The sequence below is a fragment of the Aquirufa sp. 5-AUSEE-100C1 genome (assembly GCF_054558655.1).
Genome location: NZ_JBPXKO010000003.1, coordinates 56,314 through 83,080, shown reverse-complemented (window position 1 = coordinate 83,080; position 26,767 = coordinate 56,314). Strand labels below are relative to the sequence as shown.

The 26,767-nt window shown below is 41.8% G+C and carries 24 protein-coding genes; 11 read left to right on the top strand and 13 right to left on the bottom strand.

The window, feature by feature from the left end:
• Positions 1-4: 4 nt before the first annotated feature.
• Entirely contained in the window at positions 5-1,282 is a 1,278-nt protein-coding gene (eno, locus tag ACMH5P_RS07320) for a phosphopyruvate hydratase (protein WP_459493686.1), read from the bottom strand.
• Positions 1,283-1,414: 132 nt separating this feature from the next.
• Here eno and ACMH5P_RS07315 point away from each other — a divergent pair, with 132 nt between their 5' ends.
• Positions 1,415-2,125 (top strand): thioredoxin domain-containing protein, encoded by a 711-nt coding sequence (locus ACMH5P_RS07315; protein WP_459493685.1) that lies wholly within the window; start codon positions 1,415-1,417, stop codon positions 2,123-2,125.
• On the opposite strand, the gene ACMH5P_RS07310 is transcribed toward ACMH5P_RS07315, so the two are convergent.
• A complete protein-coding gene (locus tag ACMH5P_RS07310) occupies positions 2,106-3,077 on the bottom strand; it encodes an aldo/keto reductase (protein ID WP_459493684.1) in 972 nt (323 codons plus the stop codon). The genes ACMH5P_RS07315 and ACMH5P_RS07310 overlap by 20 nt on opposite strands.
• Before the next feature lie 277 nt (positions 3,078-3,354).
• Here ACMH5P_RS07310 and ACMH5P_RS07305 point away from each other — a divergent pair, with 277 nt between their 5' ends.
• Positions 3,355-3,693, top strand: a complete 339-nt coding sequence (locus tag ACMH5P_RS07305; RefSeq protein WP_459493683.1) for a LytR/AlgR family response regulator transcription factor — start codon at positions 3,355-3,357, stop codon at positions 3,691-3,693.
• A 22-nt stretch (positions 3,694-3,715) separates the two neighbouring features.
• Here the strand turns inward: ACMH5P_RS07305 and ACMH5P_RS07300 are convergent, their stop codons facing one another.
• From ACMH5P_RS07300 to ACMH5P_RS07270, 7 genes are all read right to left on the bottom strand, one after another.
• The gene (locus ACMH5P_RS07300) at positions 3,716-4,417 is read right to left on the bottom strand and encodes a DUF5672 family protein (RefSeq protein WP_459493682.1); all 702 of its coding nucleotides are present in this window, start codon (positions 4,415-4,417) and stop codon (positions 3,716-3,718) included.
• 2 nt (positions 4,418-4,419) lie between these two features.
• Positions 4,420-5,406 carry a glycosyltransferase family 2 protein gene (locus ACMH5P_RS07295; protein ID WP_459493681.1) on the bottom strand — a complete coding sequence of 329 codons (987 nt, stop codon included), beginning with the start codon at positions 5,404-5,406 and terminating at the stop codon, positions 4,420-4,422.
• Positions 5,407-5,411: 5 nt separating this feature from the next.
• Positions 5,412-6,044, bottom strand: a complete 633-nt coding sequence (rsmG, locus tag ACMH5P_RS07290; RefSeq protein WP_459493680.1) for a 16S rRNA (guanine(527)-N(7))-methyltransferase RsmG — start codon at positions 6,042-6,044, stop codon at positions 5,412-5,414.
• A gap of 43 nt (positions 6,045-6,087) precedes the next feature.
• Positions 6,088-7,314 carry a tetratricopeptide repeat protein gene (locus tag ACMH5P_RS07285; protein WP_459493679.1) on the bottom strand — a complete coding sequence of 409 codons (1,227 nt, stop codon included), beginning with the start codon at positions 7,312-7,314 and terminating at the stop codon, positions 6,088-6,090.
• Entirely contained in the window at positions 7,292-8,848 is a 1,557-nt protein-coding gene (locus tag ACMH5P_RS07280; protein WP_459493678.1) for an Rne/Rng family ribonuclease, read from the bottom strand. The genes ACMH5P_RS07285 and ACMH5P_RS07280 overlap by 23 nt, the downstream gene beginning before the upstream one ends.
• Positions 8,849-9,180: 332 nt before the next feature.
• Positions 9,181-10,023 carry a tetratricopeptide repeat protein gene (locus ACMH5P_RS07275; RefSeq protein ID WP_459493677.1) on the bottom strand — a complete coding sequence of 281 codons (843 nt, stop codon included), beginning with the start codon at positions 10,021-10,023 and terminating at the stop codon, positions 9,181-9,183.
• A 32-nt stretch (positions 10,024-10,055) separates the two neighbouring features.
• Complete coding sequence (locus tag ACMH5P_RS07270) at positions 10,056-10,352, bottom strand: HU family DNA-binding protein (protein WP_459493676.1); 297 nt, start codon at positions 10,350-10,352, stop codon at positions 10,056-10,058.
• A 151-nt stretch (positions 10,353-10,503) separates the two neighbouring features.
• Here ACMH5P_RS07270 and mutY point away from each other — a divergent pair, with 151 nt between their 5' ends.
• From mutY to ACMH5P_RS07245, 5 genes are all read left to right on the top strand, one after another.
• Positions 10,504-11,577 carry an A/G-specific adenine glycosylase gene (mutY, locus tag ACMH5P_RS07265; protein WP_459493675.1) on the top strand — a complete coding sequence of 358 codons (1,074 nt, stop codon included), beginning with the start codon at positions 10,504-10,506 and terminating at the stop codon, positions 11,575-11,577.
• A 49-nt stretch (positions 11,578-11,626) separates the two neighbouring features.
• Positions 11,627-12,082, top strand: a complete 456-nt coding sequence (locus ACMH5P_RS07260; protein WP_459493674.1) for a single-stranded DNA-binding protein — start codon at positions 11,627-11,629, stop codon at positions 12,080-12,082.
• 78 nt (positions 12,083-12,160) lie between these two features.
• Complete coding sequence (gene gldE, locus ACMH5P_RS07255) at positions 12,161-13,504, top strand: gliding motility-associated protein GldE (protein ID WP_459493673.1); 1,344 nt, start codon at positions 12,161-12,163, stop codon at positions 13,502-13,504.
• Complete coding sequence (locus ACMH5P_RS07250) at positions 13,494-14,441, top strand: hypothetical protein (protein ID WP_459493672.1); 948 nt, start codon at positions 13,494-13,496, stop codon at positions 14,439-14,441. Before gldE ends, ACMH5P_RS07250 begins: the two co-directional genes overlap by 11 nt.
• Positions 14,438-15,379: a hypothetical protein gene (locus tag ACMH5P_RS07245; protein WP_459493671.1), complete on the top strand. Its 942-nt coding sequence runs from the start codon at positions 14,438-14,440 to the stop codon at positions 15,377-15,379. The genes ACMH5P_RS07250 and ACMH5P_RS07245 overlap by 4 nt, the downstream gene beginning before the upstream one ends.
• Here ACMH5P_RS07245 and ACMH5P_RS07240 read toward each other — a convergent pair.
• Positions 15,369-17,645: an ATP-dependent helicase gene (locus ACMH5P_RS07240; RefSeq protein WP_459493670.1), complete on the bottom strand. Its 2,277-nt coding sequence runs from the start codon at positions 17,643-17,645 to the stop codon at positions 15,369-15,371. The two genes, ACMH5P_RS07245 and ACMH5P_RS07240, sit on opposite strands and share 11 nt — an antisense overlap.
• A 133-nt stretch (positions 17,646-17,778) precedes the next feature.
• The gene (locus ACMH5P_RS07235) at positions 17,779-18,132 is read right to left on the bottom strand and encodes a hypothetical protein (RefSeq protein WP_459493669.1); all 354 of its coding nucleotides are present in this window, start codon (positions 18,130-18,132) and stop codon (positions 17,779-17,781) included.
• Positions 18,133-18,472: 340 nt separating this feature from the next.
• Between ACMH5P_RS07235 and ACMH5P_RS07230 the strand changes: the two genes are divergently transcribed.
• From ACMH5P_RS07230 to ACMH5P_RS07215, 4 genes are all read left to right on the top strand, one after another.
• Positions 18,473-21,271: a TonB-dependent receptor gene (locus tag ACMH5P_RS07230; RefSeq protein ID WP_459493668.1), complete on the top strand. Its 2,799-nt coding sequence runs from the start codon at positions 18,473-18,475 to the stop codon at positions 21,269-21,271.
• A 39-nt stretch (positions 21,272-21,310) separates the two neighbouring features.
• On the top strand, positions 21,311-23,080 hold the full coding sequence (locus ACMH5P_RS07225; protein WP_459493666.1) for an Ig-like domain repeat protein: 1,770 nt from the start codon (positions 21,311-21,313) through the stop codon (positions 23,078-23,080).
• Positions 23,081-23,133: 53 nt separating this feature from the next.
• On the top strand, positions 23,134-23,682 hold the full coding sequence (locus ACMH5P_RS07220) for a hypothetical protein (protein WP_459493665.1): 549 nt from the start codon (positions 23,134-23,136) through the stop codon (positions 23,680-23,682).
• Positions 23,683-23,833: 151 nt separating this feature from the next.
• A complete protein-coding gene (locus tag ACMH5P_RS07215; protein ID WP_459493663.1) occupies positions 23,834-24,898 on the top strand; it encodes a phosphoglyceromutase in 1,065 nt (354 codons plus the stop codon).
• 54 nt (positions 24,899-24,952) lie between these two features.
• Here ACMH5P_RS07215 and ACMH5P_RS07210 read toward each other — a convergent pair whose 3' ends face one another.
• Together ACMH5P_RS07210 and ACMH5P_RS07205 are read right to left on the bottom strand one after the other, a co-directional pair.
• Positions 24,953-26,206, bottom strand: coding sequence for a DUF5690 family protein (locus ACMH5P_RS07210; RefSeq protein WP_459493662.1), 1,254 nt, complete (start codon positions 26,204-26,206; stop codon positions 24,953-24,955).
• Entirely contained in the window at positions 26,203-26,751 is a 549-nt protein-coding gene (locus ACMH5P_RS07205; RefSeq protein ID WP_459493661.1) for a phosphonate degradation HD-domain oxygenase, read from the bottom strand. The genes ACMH5P_RS07210 and ACMH5P_RS07205 overlap by 4 nt, the downstream gene beginning before the upstream one ends.
• Between the last annotated feature and the right edge of the window lie 16 nt (positions 26,752-26,767).

Sequence of the window (26,767 nt, the reverse complement as noted above, 5' to 3'; positions counted from 1 at the left end):
TATCTTAGAAATTTAAACCAGGGAAGTAAGCGTTTGCTCCTAATTCTTCCTCGATACGCAACAATTGGTTGTATTTCGCCATACGGTCAGAACGTGACGCAGAACCCGTTTTGATTTGTCCTGTGTTCAACGCTACTGCTAAGTCGGCAATCGTCGCATCTTCCGTCTCACCGGAACGGTGTGACATGATGTTTTTGTACGAGTTACGTTTCGCCAAGTTAACAGTATCAATTGTTTCCGTTAATGAACCAATTTGGTTTACTTTTACTAACACAGCATTGGCAACACCTTTTTCGATACCTTCTTGTAAACGCTTCACGTTTGTTACGAATAAATCGTCTCCGACCAATTGGCATTTCGAACCGATCAATTTCGTTTGCTCAGCCCAACCAGCCCAATCGTCTTCCGCCATACCATCTTCAATCGAAATGATTGGGTATTTGTTCGCCCATGTCTGCCAGTAAGCAGCCATTTCCATGTTATTCAATTGCTTACCATCTGATTTTTTGAAGGTATAAAGACCTGTTTTCTCATCGTAGAATTCAGATGCAGCAGCATCCATAGCGATGAAGATTTCCTCACCTGGCTTGTAGCCTGCTTTCTCAATAGATTGCAATACGATTTCAATGGCCTCTTCATTCGACTTGATGTTTGGAGCAAATCCTCCTTCATCACCTACGTTGGTTGAATACCCTTTTGATTTCAACACACCTTTCAATGCATGGAAAACCTCTGTACCCATGCGTAAAGCATGTGAGAATGACTCCGCTTTCGCTGGCATAACCATGAATTCTTGGAAGTCGATTGAGTTGTCCGCGTGTGAACCACCATTCAAGATGTTCATCATTGGAACGGGTAATGTATTTGCGTTAACACCACCGATGTAGCGATATAATGGTAAGCCTGCTTCTTGTGCCGCTGCTTTCGCAACTGCCATCGAAACACCTAAAATCGCATTAGCTCCTAATTTTCCTTTGTTTGAAGTACCATCTAATTCAATCATTAAACGGTCGATCATGTTTTGCTCAGAAACTTCTAAGCCCCATAATTCTTCAGCAATAGCTCTATTTACGTTTTCAACCGCCTTTAAAACTCCTTTACCTACGTAAACTGATTTGTCCTCATCGCGAAGCTCAACTGCTTCGTGGATACCTGTAGAAGCTCCTGAAGGAACGGCTGCTCTTCCGAAAGCACCGTCTTCGGTTTTGATATCAACTTCGATTGTAGGATTTCCGCGGGAATCTAAAATTTGTCTGGCGTGTACGTACTGTATTGCACTCATCTTTTTATTGTTATTGTGAATAAATGATTACGATGTAATTGCTTAAATTGCCTTGCAAAATAACGCAAAATTTGGATAATTTTCGTGGATTTTGTGTTTATTCATGATTTTATAACCTGGCATCCTTCTAAAATGAAAAAATATTCCCTTCTAATCCTGTTTTTGACTTTACTATCTGGTGAATTATTTTCACAAGTGCTTGAGGTTGAATCGTTTTCGCAAAAATTAGCATCCACGCCGAACGCCTATTTATTGGATGTACGCACTTCGGGGGAATATGGTGGAGGTCATTTGCCACAAGCAAAAAACATCGATTTCCGCTCTCCCAAATTCAGCGAGGAAGTCGATCAATTACCCAAAGATAAACCTGTATTTGTGTATTGCCTCTCGGGGGGTCGATCTGCGCAGGCAGCGGAAATATTACGCGCAAAGGGCTATCAAGTCACGGAGTTGAAAGGGGGCTATCTCAAATGGACAACGAAAATGAAACCCTTGGAAGGTGTACCGATTGTTCAACACGATGCGGCTTGGAGTTTGGCAGATTTTGATAAACTAACCAAAGAAAATGAGGCGGTCGTGGTGGATTTTTATGCGAAATGGTGTGCTCCTTGTTTGAAAATGATGCCGATCGTCGACAAGCTTGCTGGTGAATTTCAAGGTAAAGTTCGTGTCATCAAAGTAGAAGCTGATGGGAACCAAGCGATTTTGCAAGCCCACGAAATAGACGAAATCCCGAGCTTTTTGGTTTTCCACAAGGGGAAACTGCTCCAAAAAACATCGGGATTCCGAGAAGAGCCGAAGCTAAAAGAATTATTTGATCAAGCTATTGGGACCATTCAGTAGGTTGGCGATCCCAGCGATGCGCGCGTAATTCTTTTACTAAGGAATCGTTCAATCCTTTTCCGTCTGAGCAAGCGATGTTGCTGCGCACGTGATTCTGTTTTCTCATTCCGGGAATTATCGTTCCTACATCCGGGTTCGAAAGGATAAAACGTAAAGCCATTTCGGGCAAATTCATTCCTTCAGGAACCAAGGGTTTCAAGGCATTGGCGTGGTCGACACTCGAAATTAAATTCTCAGGTACAAAATAGGTGGATCGCCAATCATCCGCCGGGAAAGTCGTTTCGTAGGTCATAAGTCCCGTCAAACTACCCTCATCGAAAGGAACGCGGGCAATAATACCCACATCCAACTTCTGACATAAAGGGAACAGTAAATCTTCCGGGTTTTGATCGAATATATTGTAGATGACCTGTACGGAAGAGATTAATCCAGTTTCAAGCGTATTTAGGCAGTTGTTGGGCTCCCAACGGTTTACGGAAATTCCCCAATGGGCAACTTTCCCCTGTGCCGTTAATTGTTCGACAGCTTTTTGCCATTCCTCATGGGTAGCCCATGCATCTTCCCAAACGTGAAATTGTTGAAGGTCAATTTGCTCGACACCCAAATTTTTCAAACTCTTCTCGGTATACTCAATGATGTGGTCTGCAGGAAAACACTCCTCTAGCTTAAAATGAGATTTCGATGGCCAGGTAAAATTCTTAGGTGGAATTTTTGTGGCGGCATATAGTTTTTTCTCGGGATGTCTTTTGATCACCCCCCCTAAAATTTGCTCACTTTTTCCTTCGGCATAACCCCAGGCCGTATCGAAAAAATTGGCGCCCAACTCAACAGCTAATTCGAGCGAGTCATTCACCTCTTTAATATCTGATCCTGTCCAACCAGCCAAGCCCCACATGCCATAGCCCATCTCACTTACCTCCCAATTCGTTCGTCCAAATCGTCTCGTTTTCATTTTTATATCTGTCTATCTTTTCAACAATATTATCACTTTTTCTGACACAGCCTATCCCGTTTGGGTTAATTTAACCAAAAGCATAGAACCCATTTAAGCTTCTTTAAAGTAATAAAATGCGTTTTTACATATTGTTCGCAATTTTAAATTAACCTTTTAATAAACGATTTGAGCCCAAAAATCAGCAATAACGCAAATAACTCAATTCTATTACTTTTTCGCTCTAGAGAAGTCTAATTTCGAATAATCCTAGTCCTGGAAGTTGTTAATTAAATTTATGATGTTTGAAGAAAAGTTAGTCACATTACCTGCCTTCGTTTTGGATGGAACCGAAGTGTTGGCCTTCGATATATTACTTGTTCGGGGAGAAGGGAACTATTCACATGTCATTTTAAAGGACGGACGAAAATTTTTATCCTGTCGTACCCTAAAATATTTTGCGGATGTATTGGAGCTTGGTGGATTTATACGTCCGTCTAAGTCGGCCTTAATTAATCCGGCGGCCATTCGTCACATCGACTTTAAATCGCAAAAGGCTATTCGATTAATCAATGACGAAATCATTCCGATTTCTCGTCGAAAAGTTCGTTCGATTCGCATGTTATTCGAATCATAAGATTGCTTATCTCAAAGCGGAATTATTTGTTTTGAATATACCTCTTCCAGAATTTTGGGTTATAGCGTTCCCATGCATGACAACCAAAAGGTAATTTACCCAGCAAACGCATACTCGTTTCAGGGTTTTGTTCAATCGCAAAGGATAATGCTTCTTGCCAACTCGGAAGTTTGAGAAGAAATCGGAAAGGATAAACCCGGCGTTGGGCAAACGAAAACATGGCATCTTCATTGGCCAACCATTCTCGAAAAAATAGTTGATAAATTTTGATGTACCGTAGGATCGGTTTGACTCTGCGTAAGGACAAGCCCCCGTTTAGCAAAACCGGTTGGCAGGAATACGTGTTTGACAAATGGTGCTTTCTTAATTTGGGGGCTCCGATGTAATCATATCCCTTAGCACACCATTCGAGAAGTTGGTCTTCAAACACATACGCATCCAATTGGTGAATTAAAATGTATTCAAAGTTTACAAATGCGTCGTAAAAGATCGGACTAGTTAAAAGCTTGTTGTAGGTTTTTGGGCTTTTAAAGTACTTATCCTCAAATCGAATGATCTCAACTTGTTCAATCCACGGCTTCAGAAATTCAATGCTTAAGGACTTGGGTCCTACAAATCGAATAGGATATTTACTCAATACCTTCAAACATTGCGTCAGCGAAAGGATTTCCTCGTGATTTAACTGTGTTCGATATATGGGGATGACGATTGCTACCTTTTCCATGCCTATTCAACTAAATCACCTAAGATAGGCCGCCACCATTTGCCCCCTTCTTCGAGTTGGTAGGATCCTTTCATTGCATATCGTAAAATAGGCAAGATTCTCGCTATGCGATTGTTGGGCAATGTAGCTCGCATGTTGTAGAAGCCTTCCCTGGCGCGCAAGGCAGGGATGATGGATTCGGCAATTTCAGGCCGACTTTCAAAGTAGGTAAGTAGTGCCTTTGCGATTTCGGCTTTTTTTCGAAGGCCAACCAGTTTTTCTTCCCTGGCTCGGGTGAACCGCTTTAGTAAAGAAACACGTGGAGGCTTACTTTTGAATCCAACTTGTTGGTTAGAATGTTCACGGTACTGAATCAAACAGTCCTTAATAAATCCGATTTGATTTTGAATGCTCAGGTTCAGGGCGATCCAGCCATCGTGTATAAGCTCTTTCGTAATCATGGGAACCGGCGATATATTTGCCAAAGCATTTTTCTTGATGGCTAAGGCAGCTCCCGTAACAATATAGCCTTTTAGTAAAATTCGAAACGAAGCACCCTGGAGCCATTGCGACTGTACCTCATTCGTAAACTCGATTTGTTCAAATGACGTTTTCCCAGTCGGGAATCCGGCCTGATCTATCATCGTGGCATTGGAAAATACTGCCTCATGTTCGGGATGAGCTTCCAAATATTGAACGATTCTCGCTACCTTTTCGGGCATCCAAACGTCATCTTGATCACAAAGAAAGATTAAATCTCCTTGGCATAATCTCAAGCATTGTTCGAAATTTTTGCTACTTCCTAAATTTTTAGGATTGCGATGGACAGTGACTGGAAAGGCGACCTGCTTACTAAATCGCTCAAGAATTGCCAACGTTTCATCGGAGGATCCATCATCGCACACGACCATCTCATGTATAGGCATGGTTTGCTGTTTGATGGATTCCAATTGCTTTGAAAGGAATTCAGCACCGTTGTACGTACATAAAGCGACGGATCGTTTCTGCATAGGATTTACATCGGGACGTAAACGAGTTTTTTGGTCTCAAAAAAATCCTCCTGAAAATAGCTAGTCAGGTCCGTTACGGTAACCTTTTTTCCTAATTCAGCGATTTCTTCCGTTAAATCACCCCCTTTCAGCAACAATAAGCCGTTACGTTTGGTATGGAAATGATTGGGGCTGATTTTCTTTTTCACCCAATAATATAGGGGTGTTAGGCGGGTAACTGCCCGACTAACGATAAACTCAAAATCATGATCTACATCTTCTGCGCGCATGTGCTTTGCCTCGACATTGCTTAATCCGAGCGCTTCCGCGACACCCTCTACCACTTTGATTTTTTTCCCAATACTATCCACTAATAGAAATTGGGTTTCGGGGAATAATATCGCTAAGGGAATACCCGGAAAACCGCCACCGGTTCCCACATCGAGAACCTCCGTGCCCGGTCGGAAGGGAAGGAATTTCGCAATCGCGAGCGAATGCAAGACATGATGCAACATCAAATTTTCAATATCCTTGCGAGAAACCACATTTATTTTCTCATTCCATTCTTTGTATAAGGGGATGAGCTGATTAAACTGAGCTTCTTGCTGTTCGGTTATGTCCGGAAAATATTTTTTTAGTATTGTTGCGTTCATGTTCATTTACAAGCAAAGGTACGAATTTCCGTACATGCCCCACTTGCCTTTATTTCCTTTTTCGTCTCGCTTTTTTAGCTTCCGATAATAATTTTTTTGCTTCAGTATGTTGGGCCGATTTCTTTTCTGCCTTGTCTAACACCTCCTTGCAATAATCAACCGCTTGGTCGTAATCATTTTCTTGGAAAGCAATTCGTGCTAATCCAAGTACCGATGCCCAATAATAGCCTGATTCCATCGCATCAGTTTGCTTACTGAATTCCATGCATTGCTTAAAATATTGTTTGGCGTCCACTCGGTTTTTATAAACATAGAGTTGATAATAGCCCAAAATATAACTCGCATATCGACCCGAGACTGCCTCATATCCTACTTGATGTTGCGCAATGCGATTTAAGATTTCCTTGGATAGCTCCATTGCCTCGTCCATTCGGCCTTGTATGAATGCCGCACGTGCGTGGTAACGATGAAAGAACGGATTATCTGGAAAATTCTCGTGTGTATATTTTGCCATATCGTATGACTTATCTGTCATATTTTCCATGGCATAGATCTGTAATAGAAAGTAACGCGCCTCGGTCCGAGTGTAGAAGGCTTGGTAACTTACTTTTTCCAACTGCGCAATACCTTGCGTTTTGTTTGCCTTGGGGAATAACCAAAGCACGGGACGCAGAAGAGGGAAGTTTTGTTTGATGAAATGGTAATAGTAATTGTAAAGACCGTCTCCAAACATTAATTCAGGACTGAAATCGGCAAAATTACGGGAGTATTCCAGGTATTTAAGTGCATTTTTTGCTGCCAATGTCGCACGTGTCCAATTCTTACGCTCAGCATGTAAACGTCCCTTAAAGCCATAGGCTGCTGCCATGAAGAAGGCCGCCTCAGGGTTTTCGGTATCATCCCAGATTTTCTCGGCCTTTGAAATACTATTATCCATGTATTCAATCAGGCGTTCATCGTAGACTTCGTTACCTGTATTAGGGACAATTTTCCACCATTGCATGAGTCCCAATAGAAAATCAGGAAGGGGATGATTGGGGTATTTAACTTTTAGGTAATTGAATTCGCGCTCTGCCTCAGGAAAGTGAAAATTATACATCTGATTAATCGCCGTGGTGGCCTCAATCTGTACTTCTGAGGTTAAAAGAAGCATGCCTTTCGAGCGCTCTTTTTCAGCTTCTTCCGTTAACTTCCACCATTGGCCTTCCGCTTGAAAGGCCAATGGGGTAGTTAGGAATAAAAAAATGAGTATCCTAAGATGAGATTTCAATTTCATCTCCGTTTTGGTTTAAGAATTTAAATTCTGTAATGCCAAACGAGGAGTCTTCCATGATGGAAATCCAGGTTTTGTATTTGAAAAACCAATTCATACGAATGGATGGGAATCCTTTCGTAAAATAAGCATGCAAGAAAGGATGAACCAAAATGGTCAATTTCTTTTCGTTTTGCTTCAACACCAAATGCTCCACATGCTGGGCAACGATTTCAGAAACCGCAATACTCGCCGTAATGGTCCCGGTACCGCCACAACTCGGGCAGGTTTCATGCGTAGAAACATTCATTTCCGGACGAACACGTTGACGCGTAATTTGCATCAAACCGAATTTCGTCAACGGAAGAATCGTATACTTCGAACGATCTCCACGCATTTCATCGCGCATGATGTCTTGAATCAACTTGCGATTTTCGGCCTTCTTCATGTCGATGAAGTCGATCACAATGATTCCCCCCATATCACGCAAACGCAACTGACGAGCAATCTCTTTGGCAGCCTCTCGGTTGACACTTAAAGCCGTAGCCTCTTGATCCTCCTCCGAGTTGGACTTGTTCCCTGAATTGACATCAATGACGTGTAAGGCTTCGGTATGCTCTACAATCAAATACCCTCCACCAGGTAATGATACCGAACGGCCAAAAAGCATTTTCAATTGCTTTTCGATGCCTACTTGTTCGAATAACTTTGTTTTACCTGTGTGAAGTTTGACGATTTTTTCTTTTTCAGGAGCTACGTTATGTACATAATCCTTTGCTTCGTTGTAAAGCTCTTGACTATCCACAATCACATTGTCGAAATCGTTATTTAATAAGTCACGCAACATAGAAGTTGCCCGGCTCATTTCTCCGATGATACGCTCAGTAGGTTTCGCATCCACCAATTTCTTGATGCCCTCCTCCCATTTCGCGATCGACTCTTTTAAGTCGCGCTCCATTTCTTCCACCGCTTTCCCTTCAGCTACCGTACGTACAATAACCCCATAATTTTTGGGCTTAATGGACGTCATCAATTTTTGAAGGCGGTTACGCTCGGCTTTCGAGGTGATTTTCTTGGAGATATTCACCCCGTTTGAAAATGGCACCAAGACCAAGAAGCGTCCAGCAATGGAAATATCGCAAGAAAGGCGTGGTCCCTTCGTTGAGATAGGCTCTTTGACAACTTGCACGAGTGCCAATTGTCCGCGAGTCAGTACTTTATCGATTTTGCCTAATTTGTCAATTTCGGTCTCCAACTTATAGTTTTCCAACTTGATGTTTTTCCCTTTTTTGTTAAGGACATCGCGTGTGAATTTTTGGAGTGTGGCTAAATTAGGGCCTAGGTCATGGTAATGCAAGAATGCATCTTTCTCATAACCGATATCAATAAATGCGGCGTTTAATCCGGATACCAGTTTTTTAATCGTACCTAAATAAATATCTCCTACGGAGAATTGAGGTTCCGATTGTTCAATGTGGTATTCGACGATCCTTTTGTCTTGCAAAAGGGCTATTCTATCACCCTTGGGCGTAGAATTAATGATCAATTCATTACTCACAATGTTGACAAGAAGAATGTTTTATAAGGGCGTTTGCCCGAATATGAACTATATAGGAAATTAAACGCCAAAAACAGGCTATTTATTGTTGAATAAAATGCCTGTTCTTGGGTTTATCATACAATCTCAGAATGAAACTGTTAACCGTATATTATTTCTTCTTATGACGATTCTTACGAAGACGTTTTTTTCTTTTGTGTGTTGAAATCTTGTGACGTTTTCTTTTCTTTCCGCAAGGCATAGCTTTTAGCGTTTAAGTTTTTAATAATTTACCAAGCTGACTTTCAGCTTTTCTATTTTTGTGAAGATATCCATTGATACCTCTACCGTATTTAATGCTGCATTTCTGCGAGCAATTCTTTCGCGGCTTTCGTTTCCTCAGCGTCTTTACTTTCGTTTAAAACGCGCTTGAGGATCTTCTTCGCCTCTTCTTTTTTATCTAACTGGGCCAAACAATAACCGAGGTTTAAGGCGGCTTTGTAGTTGGTAGGTTCCAGCTTCAATATTTGTGTGAATCGTTCTTGGCCTTTGCCAAACTGATTCGATTTAATGGCTAATATACCTAAGTTGAAGATCGCCGGCACGAAAGTCGGCTCCTGTTCAATCACTTCCCGTAAAAGACTAATGCCCTTCATGGGAGTAGGTGTATCTACATAAGTCATCGCTAGATTCGTTTTTACCAACAGGTTATTCGGATCGATTGATAACGCTTTTTCAAAGTACACTCGCGCCTTTTCACCCATTTTTTGCCCTTTCTGGGCATTAATCGCATAGGTTTGGGCCTCAAAATACAATTGACCTGCACGTAACAGATGCGGTAATGTCGCATGCTTTTCGGCAAAATCAGCTGCATAATACGCAGCACTATCGTATTTGTCCGCGCCTATGAATGCTGCGGCGAGTTTTTCCAATGCAGAAACTTGTTGGGCCTCTGTTTTGGCTTGTTGAAGGTTTACTTTTAAACCCGCAATTTGTTTTTGTTGCGCGGCTGTTAAAGGCGTTGCATGGCTTGATTCAGACTCTTTCGGGGCTGCTTCATTTGCTGCCGCATCCCGATTTGCCCCTCCTGCCACGGAGTTTGCCGTCTTATTACTCACATTTCCTTTGGGTAATTGGAAAAGGAGTGCACTAATGGCTAGGCCAATAAATAAAATGATGGCTGTTGTCTTCTTCATTTTATCGACCTATTAAACTTATTCAAAATGAATTAAGCCTTCGCAGGGTCAGTGCTGGTTTTAACTTGTTCAATAAACACTTTCGCCGGCTTAAAGCTAGGCACATAGTGCTCATCTATGGTTATTGACGTGTTTTTGGAAATATTACGGGCGATTTTCTTCGCTCTTTTCTTGTTGATAAAACTTCCGAATCCACGAACATAAATATTTTCTTGTTTCGCTAGGTTGTCTTTTACTACTTCAAAGAAAGTTTCAAGCGTTTTAGATACATCGTTCTTTTCAATCCCTGTTTTGCTGGAAATCTCAGCAATTACATCTGCCTTAGTCACGGTAATGAGTCTTTATTTATTCGTCAATTCTTTTTCTTCACCTCTTGCTTTCAAAAGGGACACAAAAGTAAGGTTTTTCTTTAAAAGGGGCAAATGAAAAAGTGATATTTATTTTTTTGCGTCTGTTGGGCAACTTATCTTTGAATAGTATATGAAAAAAAGTCCTCTTCATCCCTTCGCTGATAGCCTCCTAAGTTGGTATAAGGGCCATGCGCGTGATTTGCCTTGGCGCCAAACCCGCGACCCCTACCTAATTTGGTTGTCGGAGATCATTCTCCAGCAAACCCGGGTCGCCCAAGGATTGCCCTATTTTTATAAGTTATCCGAGGCTTTTCCGAGTGTTTATGATTTGGCTGCCGCAGATGAGACCACGTTGTTCCGACTTTGGCAGGGCTTGGGCTATTACAGTCGGGCAAGAAATCTACACAAAACAGCCCGCTATGTGGTGGATTCGCTCGATGGAAATTTCCCCAATTCGTATGCGGAATTGATAAAACTCCCCGGCGTGGGGCCCTACACCGCTGCTGCGATTGCTTCGTTTGCCTTCGATGAGGCCACACCCGTCGTGGATGGGAATGTATTTCGGATTTTGGCACGGTACTTTGGCATCGAAACGGACATCATGCATTCGTCGGCTCGCAAGGAATTTACCACGCTTGCGCAGGAGTTGATTCCTGAATCAGATCCCGCCCGATTTAATCAGGCGATTATGGAGTTTGGTTCCTTGCAATGCAGCCCCAGTCCTTCTTGTGATACTTGTCCTTTGGTAGGCAGTTGTTTTGCTTTTCAACATAATCGTATCCAGGAACTCCCCGTCAAGTCCAAGGCGAAAGCACAACGCATTCGGAAATTTCAGTATTTTATTATCGAAAGGGGGGGCGAAATTTTGGTTCATCGCCGACAAAAAAAAGATATTTGGCAAGGGCTTTGGGAGTTCTTCTGTGTGGAGTCTGAGGACTTGGATAAATCGATTGAACTATATCCATTTTTGTCACTAATGAAGGCATTTATGTTGCCCCTTAGCTCGCCGGGAATTCATGTTTTAAGTCATCAGAAAATTGTTTCGCAGGCATTTTTAATCCGTTTACCCGAAAAATTTAGTTTTGAACTACCCGAAGATCACCAGTGGATTTTGTCATCAGAATTTGAGCAAATGGGCAAGCCTGTGTTGTTATTAAATCTGATTACTGATAATTTAGCCCTGAAGGAATTGTTGGATAGCTAGATGATGTACATTTGCTTATTCAATTACCTAACCTTTAAACGATACAATTATGGCAGGCGTAAACAAAGTGATTTTATTGGGCAATTTGGGCGGAGATCCTGAAGTGCGGGCATTACCGAATGGGGTAAAAGTAGCGAATATCAACATTGCTACCTCTGAGTCTTATACCGGGAAAGATGGGCAGCGGGTAGAACAGACTGAATGGCATCGCGTTGAGTTGTGGGACAATCTAGCGAACATCGCGGAGCAATACCTGAAAAAGGGAAATCAAGTTTATATTGAAGGTAAAATTCGTTCGGAGGAGTGGCAAGACAAAACGGGTGCTACGGTTCGGGGTTACCGAATTCGTGCGACGAATATGAACCTAATTGGTGGGCGAAATGAACGAGGTCCTGAGCAGCCTGAGCGTCCTAAGCCTGAAGCTGTGAATCTGCAAGCAACAACCCCAAATACAAATCCTTTCCCGAGCGTCATGCAAGAGGATGGCGACGATTTGCCGTTTTAAATTTTAAATAAGATTTAGGGAATTTAGGATGACTCTATTCCCTTTTTCTTAAATTTGTGTGTACTGTGCACAAAATATATGGAGGCTGACCCCTTTCCCATTCATTTATTAACCTTTATTAATCCCAGCGTGAACATCAGTTCCGTCGTATTTATCGGGATTATATTAATTGGCTTACTTCTTCTTTCAGCTTTATTGGCAGGTTCTGAAGTTGCATTTTTTTCCTTGAATGCAGACCAGCGTGCCGCATTGCGCGACAGTGATAATCCTACGGAAAAAGTCGTTAGCGCCTTATTGGATAAGCCACAGCAACTATTAGCGACCTTATTGATTTCCATCAACTTCGTTAATATCATTTTCATTACGCTGTCTAATTATTTGACGGAAATGATATTAGGGCCACAGTCTGTGGAAACGCTTTTGGTAACCTTGTTTTTATTATTTGGGGTAACCTTTGTGATTACTTTTTTTGGGGAATTGATTCCAAAAGTTTGGGCCCAGCAAAATAATATCCGGTTTGCTACGTTCTCAGCTACATTAATCCAATTTTTCACTTTGGTCTTCACGCCACTTTCCAAAACCTTACTAGGGATTTCGAATCTGATTGAAAAGCGCATTGAGAAGCGTTCCTATACGCTTACGGCGCATGAGCTGAATCATGCTTTGGAGATTACGACGGATGAGAACACCACCGAACAGGAAAAGGATATCCTGCGGGGTATTCTGAATTTTGGGAATACCTCGGTGAAGTCGGTGATGAAGGCTCGAAGGGATATTGTGGCTTTTGATACCGAAATGGATTTCCATGAATTGATGGATAAAATCAATAAAAACGGCTACTCACGTGTGCCTGTTTTTAAGGAAACCATCGATAAGATTGAGGGAATTTTATACATCAAAGATTTATTGGTACATGTAGAGGAGGATGAAAAGTTTGATTGGGTTTCCTTGTTACATCAACCCTTTTTTGTTCCCGAGAACAAGAAGATTGATGATTTGCTCTATGATTTTCAAGAGAAGCGCGTACACATGGCTATCGTGGTTAACGAATATGGCGAAACGGAGGGATTGGTTACCATGGAGGATATTATCGAGGAGATTGTGGGTGAGATTAATGACGAATTCGACGATGAGACTGCGGATTACAAACGTTTAGATGAAAATACGTTTTTGTTTGAGGCTAAAACGTCCTTGAATGATTTTAGTCGGGTCTTCGATTTAGAACCCGTTTATTTCGAAAAAGCCAAAGGGGAGAGTGAAACCTTGGGCGGCTTGATGATTGAATTATTTGGGCGTATTCCCAATTCGGGCGAGGAAATGCGTTTGGAGGCTTTTCAATTTAAAATACAATCGGTCGATGCGCGACGCGTCAAGAAGATTGTTGTCACACAAATTCCTACCGAAAAGTCTGATGAAAGCTAAAAGCATACCCTATTTATCGGTATTCTTTTTGAGCCTCCTTGTCTCGGCTTGTATTAAGGTCATGCCAGATCCTACCGATCCGACAGCCGGCGAATCTTCCTATTCAGAAGCAATAGATCGTGGTGAACTTGAAAATACGCGCTTGTTGGAAGCATCCGGCATAGCGGCCAGTCGGAAAAATCCAGGATATTTCTGGGTGACGAACGATTCTGATGTACAAGGCCCGATGCTTTACCTCGTCGATTCACTGGGTAAGGGTAAAAAGGAATATTTGTTACAGGGAGCTACTCAACGCGACTGGGAAGATATTGCCGTTGTGGGGGAATCAGATGGTTCGGCCACCGTTTATGTGGCTGATATTGGTGATAATTTCCAAGATAATTCCAAGTATTCCATTTATTGGTTCAAAGATTTGAAGATTACGAGCAATCCCTATACGGTGTTGACGGATGTTAAAAAAATTACCTTCCAACTTCCGGATGGCTTCCGAGATATGGAGACAATACTTGTCGACCAGCAAAGTAAAGATATTTTTCTAATCAGCAAGCGGGAAAATAATAAGCGGCTGTATAAAATTGCAGCGGCGAAAGTGGTCAATGGGGCCAATTTAACCGCTGAATACGTACAAGATTTGTCATTTTCGGTTCCCTTTACGAATGATGCCAAAATCCAACAGGCTTATTACATCACAGGCGGCAGTATATCCCCGGATAATTCAGAAATTCTGATTCGCAATTACATTGGTATTTATTATTGGAAACGAAAATCTGGCGAGAGCATTCCTGCTGCATTGCTTCGTTCCGCCAAGGCAGTTCCCTATAAATTAGAACCTCAGGGAGAAGGGGTGTCTTTTGCGCATGATGGTTCTGGGTACTATACGATTTCGGAATCTTCTGATAATACCCAGCCTCATCTCTATTATTATCGAAAAAAATGAGACTGAACGCACGCATACAAGTATTTGTTGTGGGAATGCTTATTTGGGCTAGCCAATCATTCTATGTGGCGGATGGCGTATACGAATCCATCGATTTTCAGTCGGCAAAGGATTTAGGTATTTTAGAAAATATCGAGATAGATGAAGCTTCCGGGATGGTCGCCTCCCAACGGAATCCAGATCATTATTGGGTAATTAATGATTCTGAGAATCTAAATCGCATGTTTTTAGTTAGTGAATCTGGGCAAGGGAAAGCTGAATATAGCTTCACGGGTCTTAAAAACCGTGATTGGGAAGCGATGGGCCGTTGGCAAAACCGTACTGGTCAAACCTACCTGTATATTGCTGATATCGGTGATAATTTAGCTCAAAATGCGAGCTACCACGTTCATCGTTTCCTAGAACCTTCTTTAAAATTAACAGATCCCCTTCGCCGCGTTATTCATGCCACGCAAAGTGTTGAATTTACCTTGCCGGATGGCCCTCGAGATATGGAATGCATGTTGATCGACCAGAAAAGTGGAGATCTATTTCTGATTAGCAAGCGGGAGGATCATAAACGACTTTATCGTCTATCCGCAGATGTGTTTGCTAAATCAGGTATTCAGCAGGCGGAATTTATTAGTGAATTGAATTTTTCGGTGCCAACTTCCGATGTGGGCCTATTGAAGCAATTGTATTACATCACCGACGGCAATATGGCTTCATCCAATGAAGAAATTATCATCCGGAATTACTTGGAAATCTACTATTGGAAGAAGAAACCCGAAGAAAGCATAGCAGATGCATTACGTCGTAAACCTCGTGTTGTGCCGAGTGTCCTTGAACCCCAAGGGGAATCTTTGGCTTTCGATGGATTAAACAAGGGATACGCGACAATTTCAGAGGTAGCAACCATGTCCAGCCCGGCCCATTTATTTTATACGGCTAAGCGATAATCATCAATTTCGCGAAACTCAATAACAAGGTTTTTTCGCCTACTCCTTGTTCAAATAAGATATGTGCCTTACGCTCCGCGCCGTTCACCTCTAATTTCTGTATTGTTCCAAAACCAAACTTCTGATGCTCGACACGCTGTCCTGCTGCTAAGCTCATCGGATCTGATTGAACGAAATTCGCCGAAGGCACATGCTGGTAATTTGTATTCAACTTCGGCTTTTGAATTAACTGCGCAGCACTGGCACTCGTCGACTTCTCCACAAAGCCCGTTTTCTGAACCGGTCGGAAATTGCTGGTATCCTTCTTGCCCGGCGTCTTCGCCATTTTCAAATACGTGCTGTCGAGCTCGTCAATGAAGCGACTCGGTTCACAGCTCTTCAAGCGTCCAAATTGGTAACGGGATTCCGCATACGAAATCATTAATTTCTTTTCGGCACGTGTGATGGCTACGTAAAATAAACGACGCTCCTCTTCAAGATCCGCCTGACTTTGCAACATCATTTGACTCGGGAACAAATCTTCCTCCAGTCCTACTAAAAATACGTGTTTAAATTCTAGACCCTTGGCCGAGTGAACGGTCATCAAGGTTACTTTGTCCTTATCGTTCGGGTCTTCGGTCGTGTCGGCATTTGTCAGCAGGGATACCGATTGCAAAAAGGTTGCTAGTGATTTGTCCTCGTTCTCCTCAGAATCCACGAACTGCTTGATGGCATTCAGTAATTCTTGTACATTTTGGTAGCGTGCTAATCCCTCAACAGTCTTGTCCTCGTATAATTCACGAACTAGGCCAGACGTCTTCGCCACATGACTCGCGACCTCGTAGGCATCTTTTTGCTCAACTTCCACCATCAATTTGTACGACTTAATCAAGTCGGCAAATTGCTCTATCGGTACGGTTCCACGAACCCCTTGAAATTGGTTGATGTTCGCCACCACATCCCAAACCGTCGAATTTTGTTCCGCTGCTGTCAGTGCAATTTTGGCGATGGTCGTATCTCCAATTCCCCGTTTAGGTAAATTGATAATTCGTTTGAATGCCTCTTCGTCTTGTTGGTTCACTACAAAACGCAAATAACCCAAGACATCCTTGATTTCCTTACGTTGGTAGAAGGATAATCCGCCAATAATCCGGTACTTGATATTTAATCTACGCAATGATTCCTCAAATGAACGTGATTGGGCATTGGTACGGTAGAGAATGGCAAAGTCGGAGAAACGAAGCCCTTCTTTCTGGCATGTCTCAAAGATGGTCGATGCTATAATTCGCCCCTCCTCATTGTCACTTCCTGCGCGAATGATTTCGATTTGGTCACCAGCCTCATTGGAGGTAAAGACATCCTTTTTTAGTTGGTTTTTATTTCGTGCAATCACGGAATTCGCCACAGCTACAATGGCTTTCGTGGAGCGGTAATTCTCTTCAAGCTTGATTGTAGTCAAATCCGAATAATCACGTTCGAAGTTCAGGATATTTTGAATATCCGCTCCGCGGAAGGCATAAATACTTTGTGCATCGTCACCTACCACGCAGATGTTGCGGTGAACGGCCGACAGCTTTTTGGTGATCAAGTATTGGGATACGTTGGTATCCTGAAACTCATCCACCATGACGTGCTTAAATTTATGTTGGTACTTATGCAGTACATCCAAGTGATCCCTAAAAAGGATATTCGTTTGGAATAGTAAATCGTCAAAGTCCATCGCATTCGCTTGGAAGCAACGGGTACAATACAGCTTGTACAGTTGACCCATCATCGGGATTTTGGCGTAGCGGTCTTCTTGCTCGAGAACCGGACTATTCAGGTATTGTTCAGGTCCGATCAATCGGTTCTTTGCATTCGAAATACGATTAAGTACCAAATTGACTTTGTAGACTTTATCGTCGAGGTTTTGTTCTTTGATTAGGGTACGAATGAGCGATTTGGCATCGTCTGTATCGTAAATGGAAAAGTTTGATGTGTAGCCCAAACGTTCCCCTTCAAAACGTAGGATTTTGGCGAAGACTGAGTGGAAGGTTCCCATCCAGATATTTTTCGCTTGGCTACCGATTACGGTTTCGATACGGTGACGCATTTCCCCAGCGGCTTTGTTGGTAAATGTCAACAACAAGATACCGAACGGATCGACTCCTTTGGCGATTAAATGCGCTGTCCGATAGGTAAGCACGCGGGTTTTGCCCGAGCCGGCACCGGCGATGATCATGAGGGGACCGTCGATGTGTTCAACTGCTTTTCGTTGGGGTTCATTCAGACCAGCCAGGTAATCCATAGGGTAACAATTTAATTAAAATAGGGGGAGCAAAAATAGGAAATTTTGGCGGGTATTTGGGTGTGCCGACTGATAAAAAAAGGCGCAGAAATTCCGCGCCCTTTTGCCCTTAATCTTTCACTTGTTGATGATCTTATTGAACAGCGACTAAATCGCGTTTAACTTCGGTTTGAATGTTGAATGTCTTGGTTTGAATGACCTGCTTCCTAGAATTCAATATCTCCAATTTATACTTTCCGTCCATCAAACTAGCGAAGTTATAAAGCTTTTGATTGGTGACGGCATCTTGAAGAATGATATTTTGATCGGCATCATAAATGATGACAAGCAGTTTCGAATTCGGTTCTGCGCTAACGAGGAATTTCATTTTTCCTACTTGGCTGATACTAGCGGGTAAAGTTACTTCGGCGGCATGAGCCAGTGAAGTCGTGAACATGCTCGTTGCGAAGAAGGCAAGAGCCACTGCGTTAAGAATGAGCTTTTTCATACTGTTTTGATTTTAAATTACTTAGGCGGAAATATTTCCGTTTGTTGACTCAAAACTAGGGTTTCAGAATTAAGTCCAAATTAAATCCAAGTAAAATTTCATTTTTTCAAGAAAATTCTTCTTTGAAAAATGATAATTCTTGAAATAGTTAAATATTTATTAGCCTTTTCGCTAAAGATTTATTTGAAAAGTACATGGCTCACCTTTATGTTAACAAATTGTTAACAAATAGATTTTCCATTTAATCATTTGGTAATATATCGTTAACAAACGGTTAACTGGAGCCCTATTTCTTTCGGTTAGTTTTGCATCGTAAAAAATTCACCAGTATTAAAATCATATGAAATCTATTTACGTTTTTCTTCTGTTAACATTCACCACATTTTCAGGTTTAGCTCAAGATGGCGGTACCATTCGAGGTACCATTAAAGATTCTAAGACTAAAGAAGATATAATTGGCGCTACAATTTTGGTTCAAGGTATCAACAAAGGTGCTGCGACAGATGTCAATGGTTTTTTCTCATTCGGAAAGTTGCCTGCCGGTTCTTATTCTTTAAAGGTCTCTTTTGTGGGTTACGAATCAAAAATCTATGAAGGCGTTAAAGTTGAGCCCAATCAGGTAACTGAATTAAATTTATCACTAGCCGAAGAATCAGCGACCTTAGCCGAGGTAAAAGTCGTAGCTCAAAAGTTGACCAACACGGAGGTGTCGGTTATTTCAGAGATCAAGGCAGCTCAATTAGTTGTTTCGGGTATATCGGCCGCTCAAATTACCAAGACACTAGATCGTACAGCAGCCGAGGTTGTGAAGCGTGTTCCGGGGGTTACGATTTTTGGTGAGCGTTTCATAAATATTCGAGGTCTAAACGAGCGCTATAATACGGTTCAATTAAATAATGCATTCGCTCCTTCGATGGAAACGGATGTGCGTTCCTTCTCTTTTGATATTATTCCTGCAGGTCAGATCGACCGTATCTTGGTATTTAAATCACCATCCGCAGAAATTCCTGGTGAATTCGCGGGTGGGGTTGTAAAAATCTTTACCAAATCGATTCCTGAGAATAACTTCTTAACACTTGATATTTCGAGTGCCTATCGTGAAGGGACGACAGGTTCTACTTTCTTTGCGACAAAAAATTCAAATCTAGCCTGGACGGGATTTGATCAAGGTTATTTTGATTTACCGAAGTCCTTTCCTGCTAATCGTTCTGCCTTGATTTCATCGGGTCCAGCAGGATTAGATGCCATTGGAGCATCTTTAAAAAATAACTGGGTGCCGATTGAATCTAATGCGTTGCCGGATCTTCGTGCCTCTTTGTCGGGTGGCTTGAAATTTGATTTGGGTTCTGTGAAGATAGGTAATGTAACAGCGATCAACTATTCGAATACGCGTTCGATTTTCCAAATGGAGCGTAACGATTGGGGTTACAGTAATATTATCACTACAGGCGAGCCTGATGAAATTTTTAATTATGTAGACAATCAATACACAAATGCTTTACGTGTGGGTGTTTCACACAATTGGTCGGCACGATTTGCGGGCGGTTCAGTGATTGAATTTAAAAATTTATATAACCAATTAGCGAATACGCAATACATTCAGCGTAGTGGATTTGACAACGGTTCAAATTGGGATATTCGCTCATTTGATCAGGTTTTCCGGGGTATTTACACGGGTCAATTGACGGGTCGCCATGATTTTCAAAATGGCACGTTGAAGACCGACTGGATGGTGGGTTACAACTCTGCTTACCGTAACCAGCCGGATTATAAGCGTTTCCGTTATAATGTAGATGGTTCGTCATCGTACTTATTTATTCCAAATGGTGCTGCTCAAACCTTCTTGATGGGAAGAACTTACATCAATTTGGAGGAAAGCTCTTATACCGCTGCGTTCAATTTAGAGAAGAGGGTAGCATTGGCAGATGGGAAAGAATTGGATTTCAAAGCTGGGGCTTTTTATGAAGATAAGGCGCGTGATTTCGGTGCGCGAAATATTGGATACGTAAAGTCTACCCCATCATTCCAGACTTCGTTACCCATTGATCAATTGTTCTCGCCACAAAACTTCAATTCGAAGACAGGTATCAAGATTGATGAGCAAACAAATCCCAATGACTCTTATAATGCGAGCAATAACCTCTTAGCCGTTTATGCGTCTGTTAACTATGCATTAGGTAAGAAATTCAATGCGATTGCCGGTGTTCGTGCGGAGCAAAATAGCCAGAAATTAAATTCAGCAGATTTAGTAGGTAAGCCAATCAACTATGACAATACGCGTTTGGATTTATTGCCATCAATGAATTTAACGTACAACTTCTCTGAGAAAGCTTTATTACGTTTGGCTTATGGTAAGACCTTGAATCGTCCAGAATTCCGTGAGTTAGCGCCGTTCTCTTTCTATGATTTCGTAAATAACCGTACGGTATCAGGTAATCCGACCTTGAAGAATGCAGATATTCAAAACTTTGATTTCCGTTATGAATTTTATCCAACGCCATCGGAATTAATTAGTGTAGCAGCTTTTTACAAAGACTTTACAAATCCAATCGAGGTAGTATTTGCTTCTGGAGCGAATCCAATCTTGAACTTCTCGAATGCAAAGTCGGCCTATTCAACAGGTATCGAAGCCGAGTTACGTAAAAACTTAAGTCCGGAAAAACCGAATTCTATCTTGGGTAAAACGAGCTTGGTATTTAACGGTACGTACATTTTCAGCCGAGTGAAATTAGACGATGCATTAGCTAAAGATCAATCAGACAATCGTCCGCTACAAGGTCAGTCCCCATACATCGTGAACGCGGGTTTGAATTACAATGATATGCAAAAAGGCTTGCAAATTAATTTTAACTACAACGTGATTGGAAAACGAATCTTTGCGGTAGGTAATAACTTCGGTTCACCTTATCCGGATTGGTTTGAAATGCCTCGTAACGTAATTGATTTTAGCTTCTCGAAGCAATTGACAAAAGCGGTCATGTTAAAGGGGGGGGTGACCGATATTTTGAACCAAGGCAATGTCATCTTGCAAGATGGAAACCAAGATCAAATATTTGATCGAAATCGTGATCAAATTATTCAGAATTACGCTCCCGGTCGTGTAGCTTCTTTAGGACTTATTATTTCTCCATTTAATTAAACAATCAATTTCAACTTAAATTCTAAAAACAAAAAAGTGATGAAACGCTTACAAACAAACATGTTTAAAGTTTTTGCTATGTTAGCTATTGCGGTAGTAACATTAGCAGGTTGCGCAAAGGAAGAGGAAGTTTTTCCAGTGCCAACTGTCTCTACATCAGGTACACTTGCGGGAATCCCGGGTGCAACTGTTACGGTGAAAGCATCAGTGAATGCTCCAGCAGGTATTAAGTCCATTACTGTATTGAAAAATGGTGCAGCATTTGATTCAAAGATGTACACAGGCGAGAAAACGGCTGAGTACTCGAAGGATTACGTAATTGAAGGTACAACTGGTTCCACGGTTACATTTACAGTTCAGGTAACAGATAACAAGAACCAAGTTTCTTCTTTGGTTTCTATTCCGGTAACTGTTTCAGTGGTTCCTCCTAAAACAATCGTAGATGTGGAAGGTGTGATCGAAGGAAACGTAACTTGGACTGCTGATAAGATTTACCGATTAAAGGGATATGTTCGTGTGGGTGAAGAGCCAACATTCGGAACGGTGACTAAGGTAGGTCAATTGACTATTCAGGCAGGTACTGTAATTATCGGAGATAAAGCAACAAAGGGTACCTTAGTGGTACACCGTGGATCTAAATTGATCGCTAACGGTACGGCTGCTGCTCCAATTGTATTCACATCGGCTGAAGGTGTGGGTAACCGTGCTCCAGGTGATTGGGGTGGTGTCGTGCTTTGCGGTAAGGCTCCGAATAACTTGACTGGAACGGTTGAATTAGAGGGAGGTTACAAAGGTTACCATGGTGGAACAGATGCGGCAGATAATTCAGGTTCATTGAAATATGTTCGTATTGAGTATGCAGGTATTCCTTTGAATCCAAATCAAGAGATTAACTCATTGACGATGGGTTCAGTAGGTTCTGGAACGACAATTGAATATGTAATGGCTTCATTCGGATTGGATGACTCATTCGAGTGGTTTGGTGGAACCGTTAACGCGAAATATTTGATTGCTTACAAAGGTACGGATGACGATTTTGACGTGGACAACGGATATTCAGGTAACGTACAATTCGGTTTAAGCTACCGTGATGGGAACTTAGCGGATGCTTCCGGTTCAAATGGTTTTGAGGTTGACAACAATTCAAACGGTGACAACGCAACTCCATTTACGTCTGCAACATTTGCGAACATCTCAGTAATCGGAGCAAAGGGAACATCCTCTTCTTACTTAGATTTCAACTTCCAGAACGGTGCTCAATTACGTCGTAACAACAAATTGAAAATCTACAATACATTTATTACTGGATACCCAACAGGTTTATATATCGATAGCCAAAAAGGTTCTGCGAAGACAAATGCTGCCAATGGTGAGTTGATCGTTAAGAACGTAGTTATCGCGGGTACTTCAGGTTGGGGAACATCAGGTTTCACTGCTTTGAACACGAATGTTTACGGTTTCGGTGTGGCAGTAGCTGATGAAGAGCAAATTGCTAAAACTGGTTCTGCAGGAACTGTAGCTACAAAGCCTATCGAAATCGGTACAGGTGTAAAGGCATCGGATTGGTTCAAAGCAATCGCGGGTAACAAGGTATTGACATCTACTGCCAATACAGGTATTTCATCTGCCTTGTGGTCTGCACGTCCTACGTTAACGCTAACGGCGGGTACGTCTGAGTCATTAATTGGAACTGCATTGCCATCTTTACCTGGAATGACACCAACGGATTACATTGGAGCGTTCAAGGATTCTGACTGGACAGCTGGTTGGGCTGAATTCTCACCTAACTCAGTTCTTTATATTAAGTAATTAGCTTATTTTCCAAAAGGCCGCACAAGTAGTGCGGCCTTTTTTATACCAATATGAAAAATAGTATTTTAGGAATAGTTTTTAGTTTTATTGCCTTGGCCTCATGTCAATCAAAAGATGAAGTAGGCTATTATTTTTCTGATTCTGATCGGGATACCTTACTCACCAATATTATAACAATCATCAGTGAAAAAGCGCTTTACGCGACTGATTCGACAAAATATCAAGCTCAGTTTCGCGCGGAATATGTGAAGCGATTGCCCTTGTATCAGTTTGTCAATTTAGTACAGGATACAACGGGTAAATATACTTATTTGATTAGTAGACCTGTCGCTGGCCGAATGGATTTACGCCGAGGGGTACTGGGGACTTTTACCTTAAAACCCAATTCTTTGGAAATAGATCAATTTGAGGAAGTGGTCAACACCCCACATTTTGATGAAAAGACAGTCGTTGAACGTGGTGGATTTTTATTCCGTGAATTGGCTAAAAAGGGTTACTTAACTGAATATCTGAACATGAAACACTATGTGGAATGGCCAGATTCTACATTACGATACGACAAGCAAAAAAGAGCTTGGGTATCTACCATCGGACTTTAATACGATTTTATATTGGTGTAATTAAGAAAATGTCGGCCGGATTCCTGCCGGCATTTCTTGTTTTTATTTATATAATTTGATTATTACTTTATGATGATTTAATCTCTTTTGAAATGGATAGTGCTTAATTGAATTCATAAATCAAATTTTTATGTCAAAGAAAATCTATTTAATCTTTTTTTGTTTGCTTTCATTTTCAACACTTTTCGGCCAAAATAGTGAAGGTCATCGGGTTATTGTCATTATGACCGACGGCTTCCGTTGGCAAGAAGTTTTTGGTGGTATGGATTCCTCCATCGTCAAAGTAAAGCGTTTTCATCATGGGGATAGTGCTGCGATTGTCTCGAAATACTGGTCGGCCGATGTAACTACCCGCCGTGCGAAACTCCTCCCATTTTTCTGGAATACGATTGTAAAGAAAGGGCAGATACACGGTAATCGAGCTTTGGGGTCTAAGGTTGATGTCGCCAATCCCTATTGGTTTTCTTATCCAGGATATAGTGAGTTGTTGACGGGTCAAGTAGATACCGCGGTTAATTCAAATGATTACCGTGCGAACCCCAATACCAATTTCTTTGAATATTTGAATGGCTTGCCAGCCTACAAAGGTTCGGTCGCAGCCTTTGGTGCTTGGGATGCCTTTGATCGAATTTTAAACGAGAAGCGTGCAGGTTTCCCAGTGGTTAATGCGTTTGATTCCTATAAATCTTATGTAAATACACAGGCAAGTTCTTTATTGTCAGATATGGCGAAAGATTCCTTCCGGGCATTCGGGGATGCAGAGATTTTGGATGGATTTATGCATTATCAGGCCATGGATTATTTGAAAAACAAGAAGCCTAAGGCCATGTTTATTTCTTATGGAGAGACGGATGAGTTTGCCCATGAAGGGCATTATGGACATTATTTAAATGCGGCACATCAGTTTGATGCTTGGTTGGCCGATATCTGGAACTTTGTAGAATCGGATCCCTTATACAAAGGCAAAACGACGATATTGATTACCACGGATCATGGTCGTGGGGATGTGATCAAAACACAATGGACTTCCCACGGGGAGAAAGTAAAGGATTGCTATCAAATTTGGTATGCTATGTTGGGAGCGAAGGTTTCGGAGTTAGGTGAGGTTCATCAATCTGAACAAGTTTATCAGCGGGAGCTGATTCATCAAGTAGCTGATTTGATGGGTTTGAATTTCCAGTCGGTCAAAAAATAGGTTTTGTACTGAGCTGTTGGGAATAATTTCCCAACAGCTTTCCTGAAAAAAGGGTTATTGCTTTAATCTTTTTAAGAAGTAGAAACAAGATCCCAAGCAAATTAGTAGGCCTAAAATTCCCAGGGCTTTGACCCAATCGAAGAATAGTTCAGGGATATTGATATTGGGAGCAATAAAACCTAGCATCAATAATAAGACGTTATACCCTAGGTATCCGATAGAATCTACGATGTACATCAAGAAACCTATATTCGCTTTATGCCGGGTGATGGCTATCATGCGCTCAAATACAGAAGTCGTTATAGTCAAATATGGTAAGTAGATTCCAAAGCCTGTTAAAACAATAAGCCAAAATGGATTCAGATGATCCACACCCCAAAAACCGGCTAATAACAAGAGGGCAAAACCCAAGGATATCGAGAAGATGCTGATAAAAAAAGCGTTGAAGTTGCTCTTGATTAATACGAGACTTCCATTGATTCCCAGTATACCCAAAGTAACCCAAATCTCCGTTTGTGAATACGTTTGAGGTAAACTTATAAAGCCTAAATATTTCCAAATTTCTGGGGCAAAGTCGGAACGAATTCCTCGTAATAAGGACGCGCATAAGTACAATAAACTGATGCTTAGGATGCCCGGCCATAATAGTTTAACAACGTGCAATCGATCACTTTGGGACATGGGTTCTCGCTCGGAGCGATCGGCGATTTCTTGTTGGTTGGGTTTTGGGATTTGCGTCAACATCCAAACAAAAAATAGCAAGGGAATGACATAAAGTAAACCCGCGAAAAAAGGCATCCAATTTTCGGATACACCCCAATGTAAAACATTGATACCCACGGATTTCGATACGCCATCCGCTAAGATAAAACTGGATCCCAAGGCTGCGATATATAATTCCGTATTTTTTTTACCTTCCAAATACCCCTGAATGTAGCCAAAAATCATACCCAGTGGCAAGCCATTTAACACCAAGAAAAGTAAATTCCACGGCCTAGGAATTAAACCAAAACCTAACAGGGCGAATTCGGCGACGAGGGTGCTAAGGATTATAGCACGAGCTCGTTTTTCCCAGGTAATGGACGAAACAAAAAAGATTCCGCACCATTTTGATAGCATGTAACCTGCAATTTGTGACGAGATTAATATCGATTTCCAGTGGATGCCCAACCAATATTGATCAATGTATTGCCCTGCCGTAAAGGGTTTGCGAAATCCATAGACGCAGAAGTAACATCCAAATGCTGCAATCATCGACCAGGCCGGATGAAGTGCCCATTTGGAAGACCGATTTAATACGATATTCATTTAAGCTGACCCTCGATTAATGTTAGGTAAAATGCGAGTGGACGTACCTCCATGTTAGGAACTTTCGCCAAATCGTCAAAGCGTCGCAGTTGAACTGCATCAAGGTAATGGGCATTTTGCTCAAACTCCTGGCATTCGGCTTCGCTCATGGGACCACCTTGTAAATTCAAACTCACAATAGATGGTTCACTAAGCATTTCAAAATATTCGGGTTCGCGTGTGCACAAATAGCGTTTAGCAGCCACGTGTAATTTCACGGGTTCGGCAACTGCCTCTTTGAAATATTTGCCTAAAAATCGATATCCAAGTTCTTCGTGTAGGTCATCGATTCCATGCTCGGGAGCATCATCGGGTAATTGGTGTAACATGTGTCCTACATCATGAAGCAGACTTGCCACCACGACATTCGCTAAGCAACCTTCCTCCATGGCAAGGTGTGCTGCTTGAAGGGCATGTTCCCCTTGTGTAACGGCTTCGCCCCCATATTCGGAATCCCCATTTTTTTCAAACAGCGAAATGATTTTTTCTACGACTAAATTTGGCATTTGAATCAAATTATTT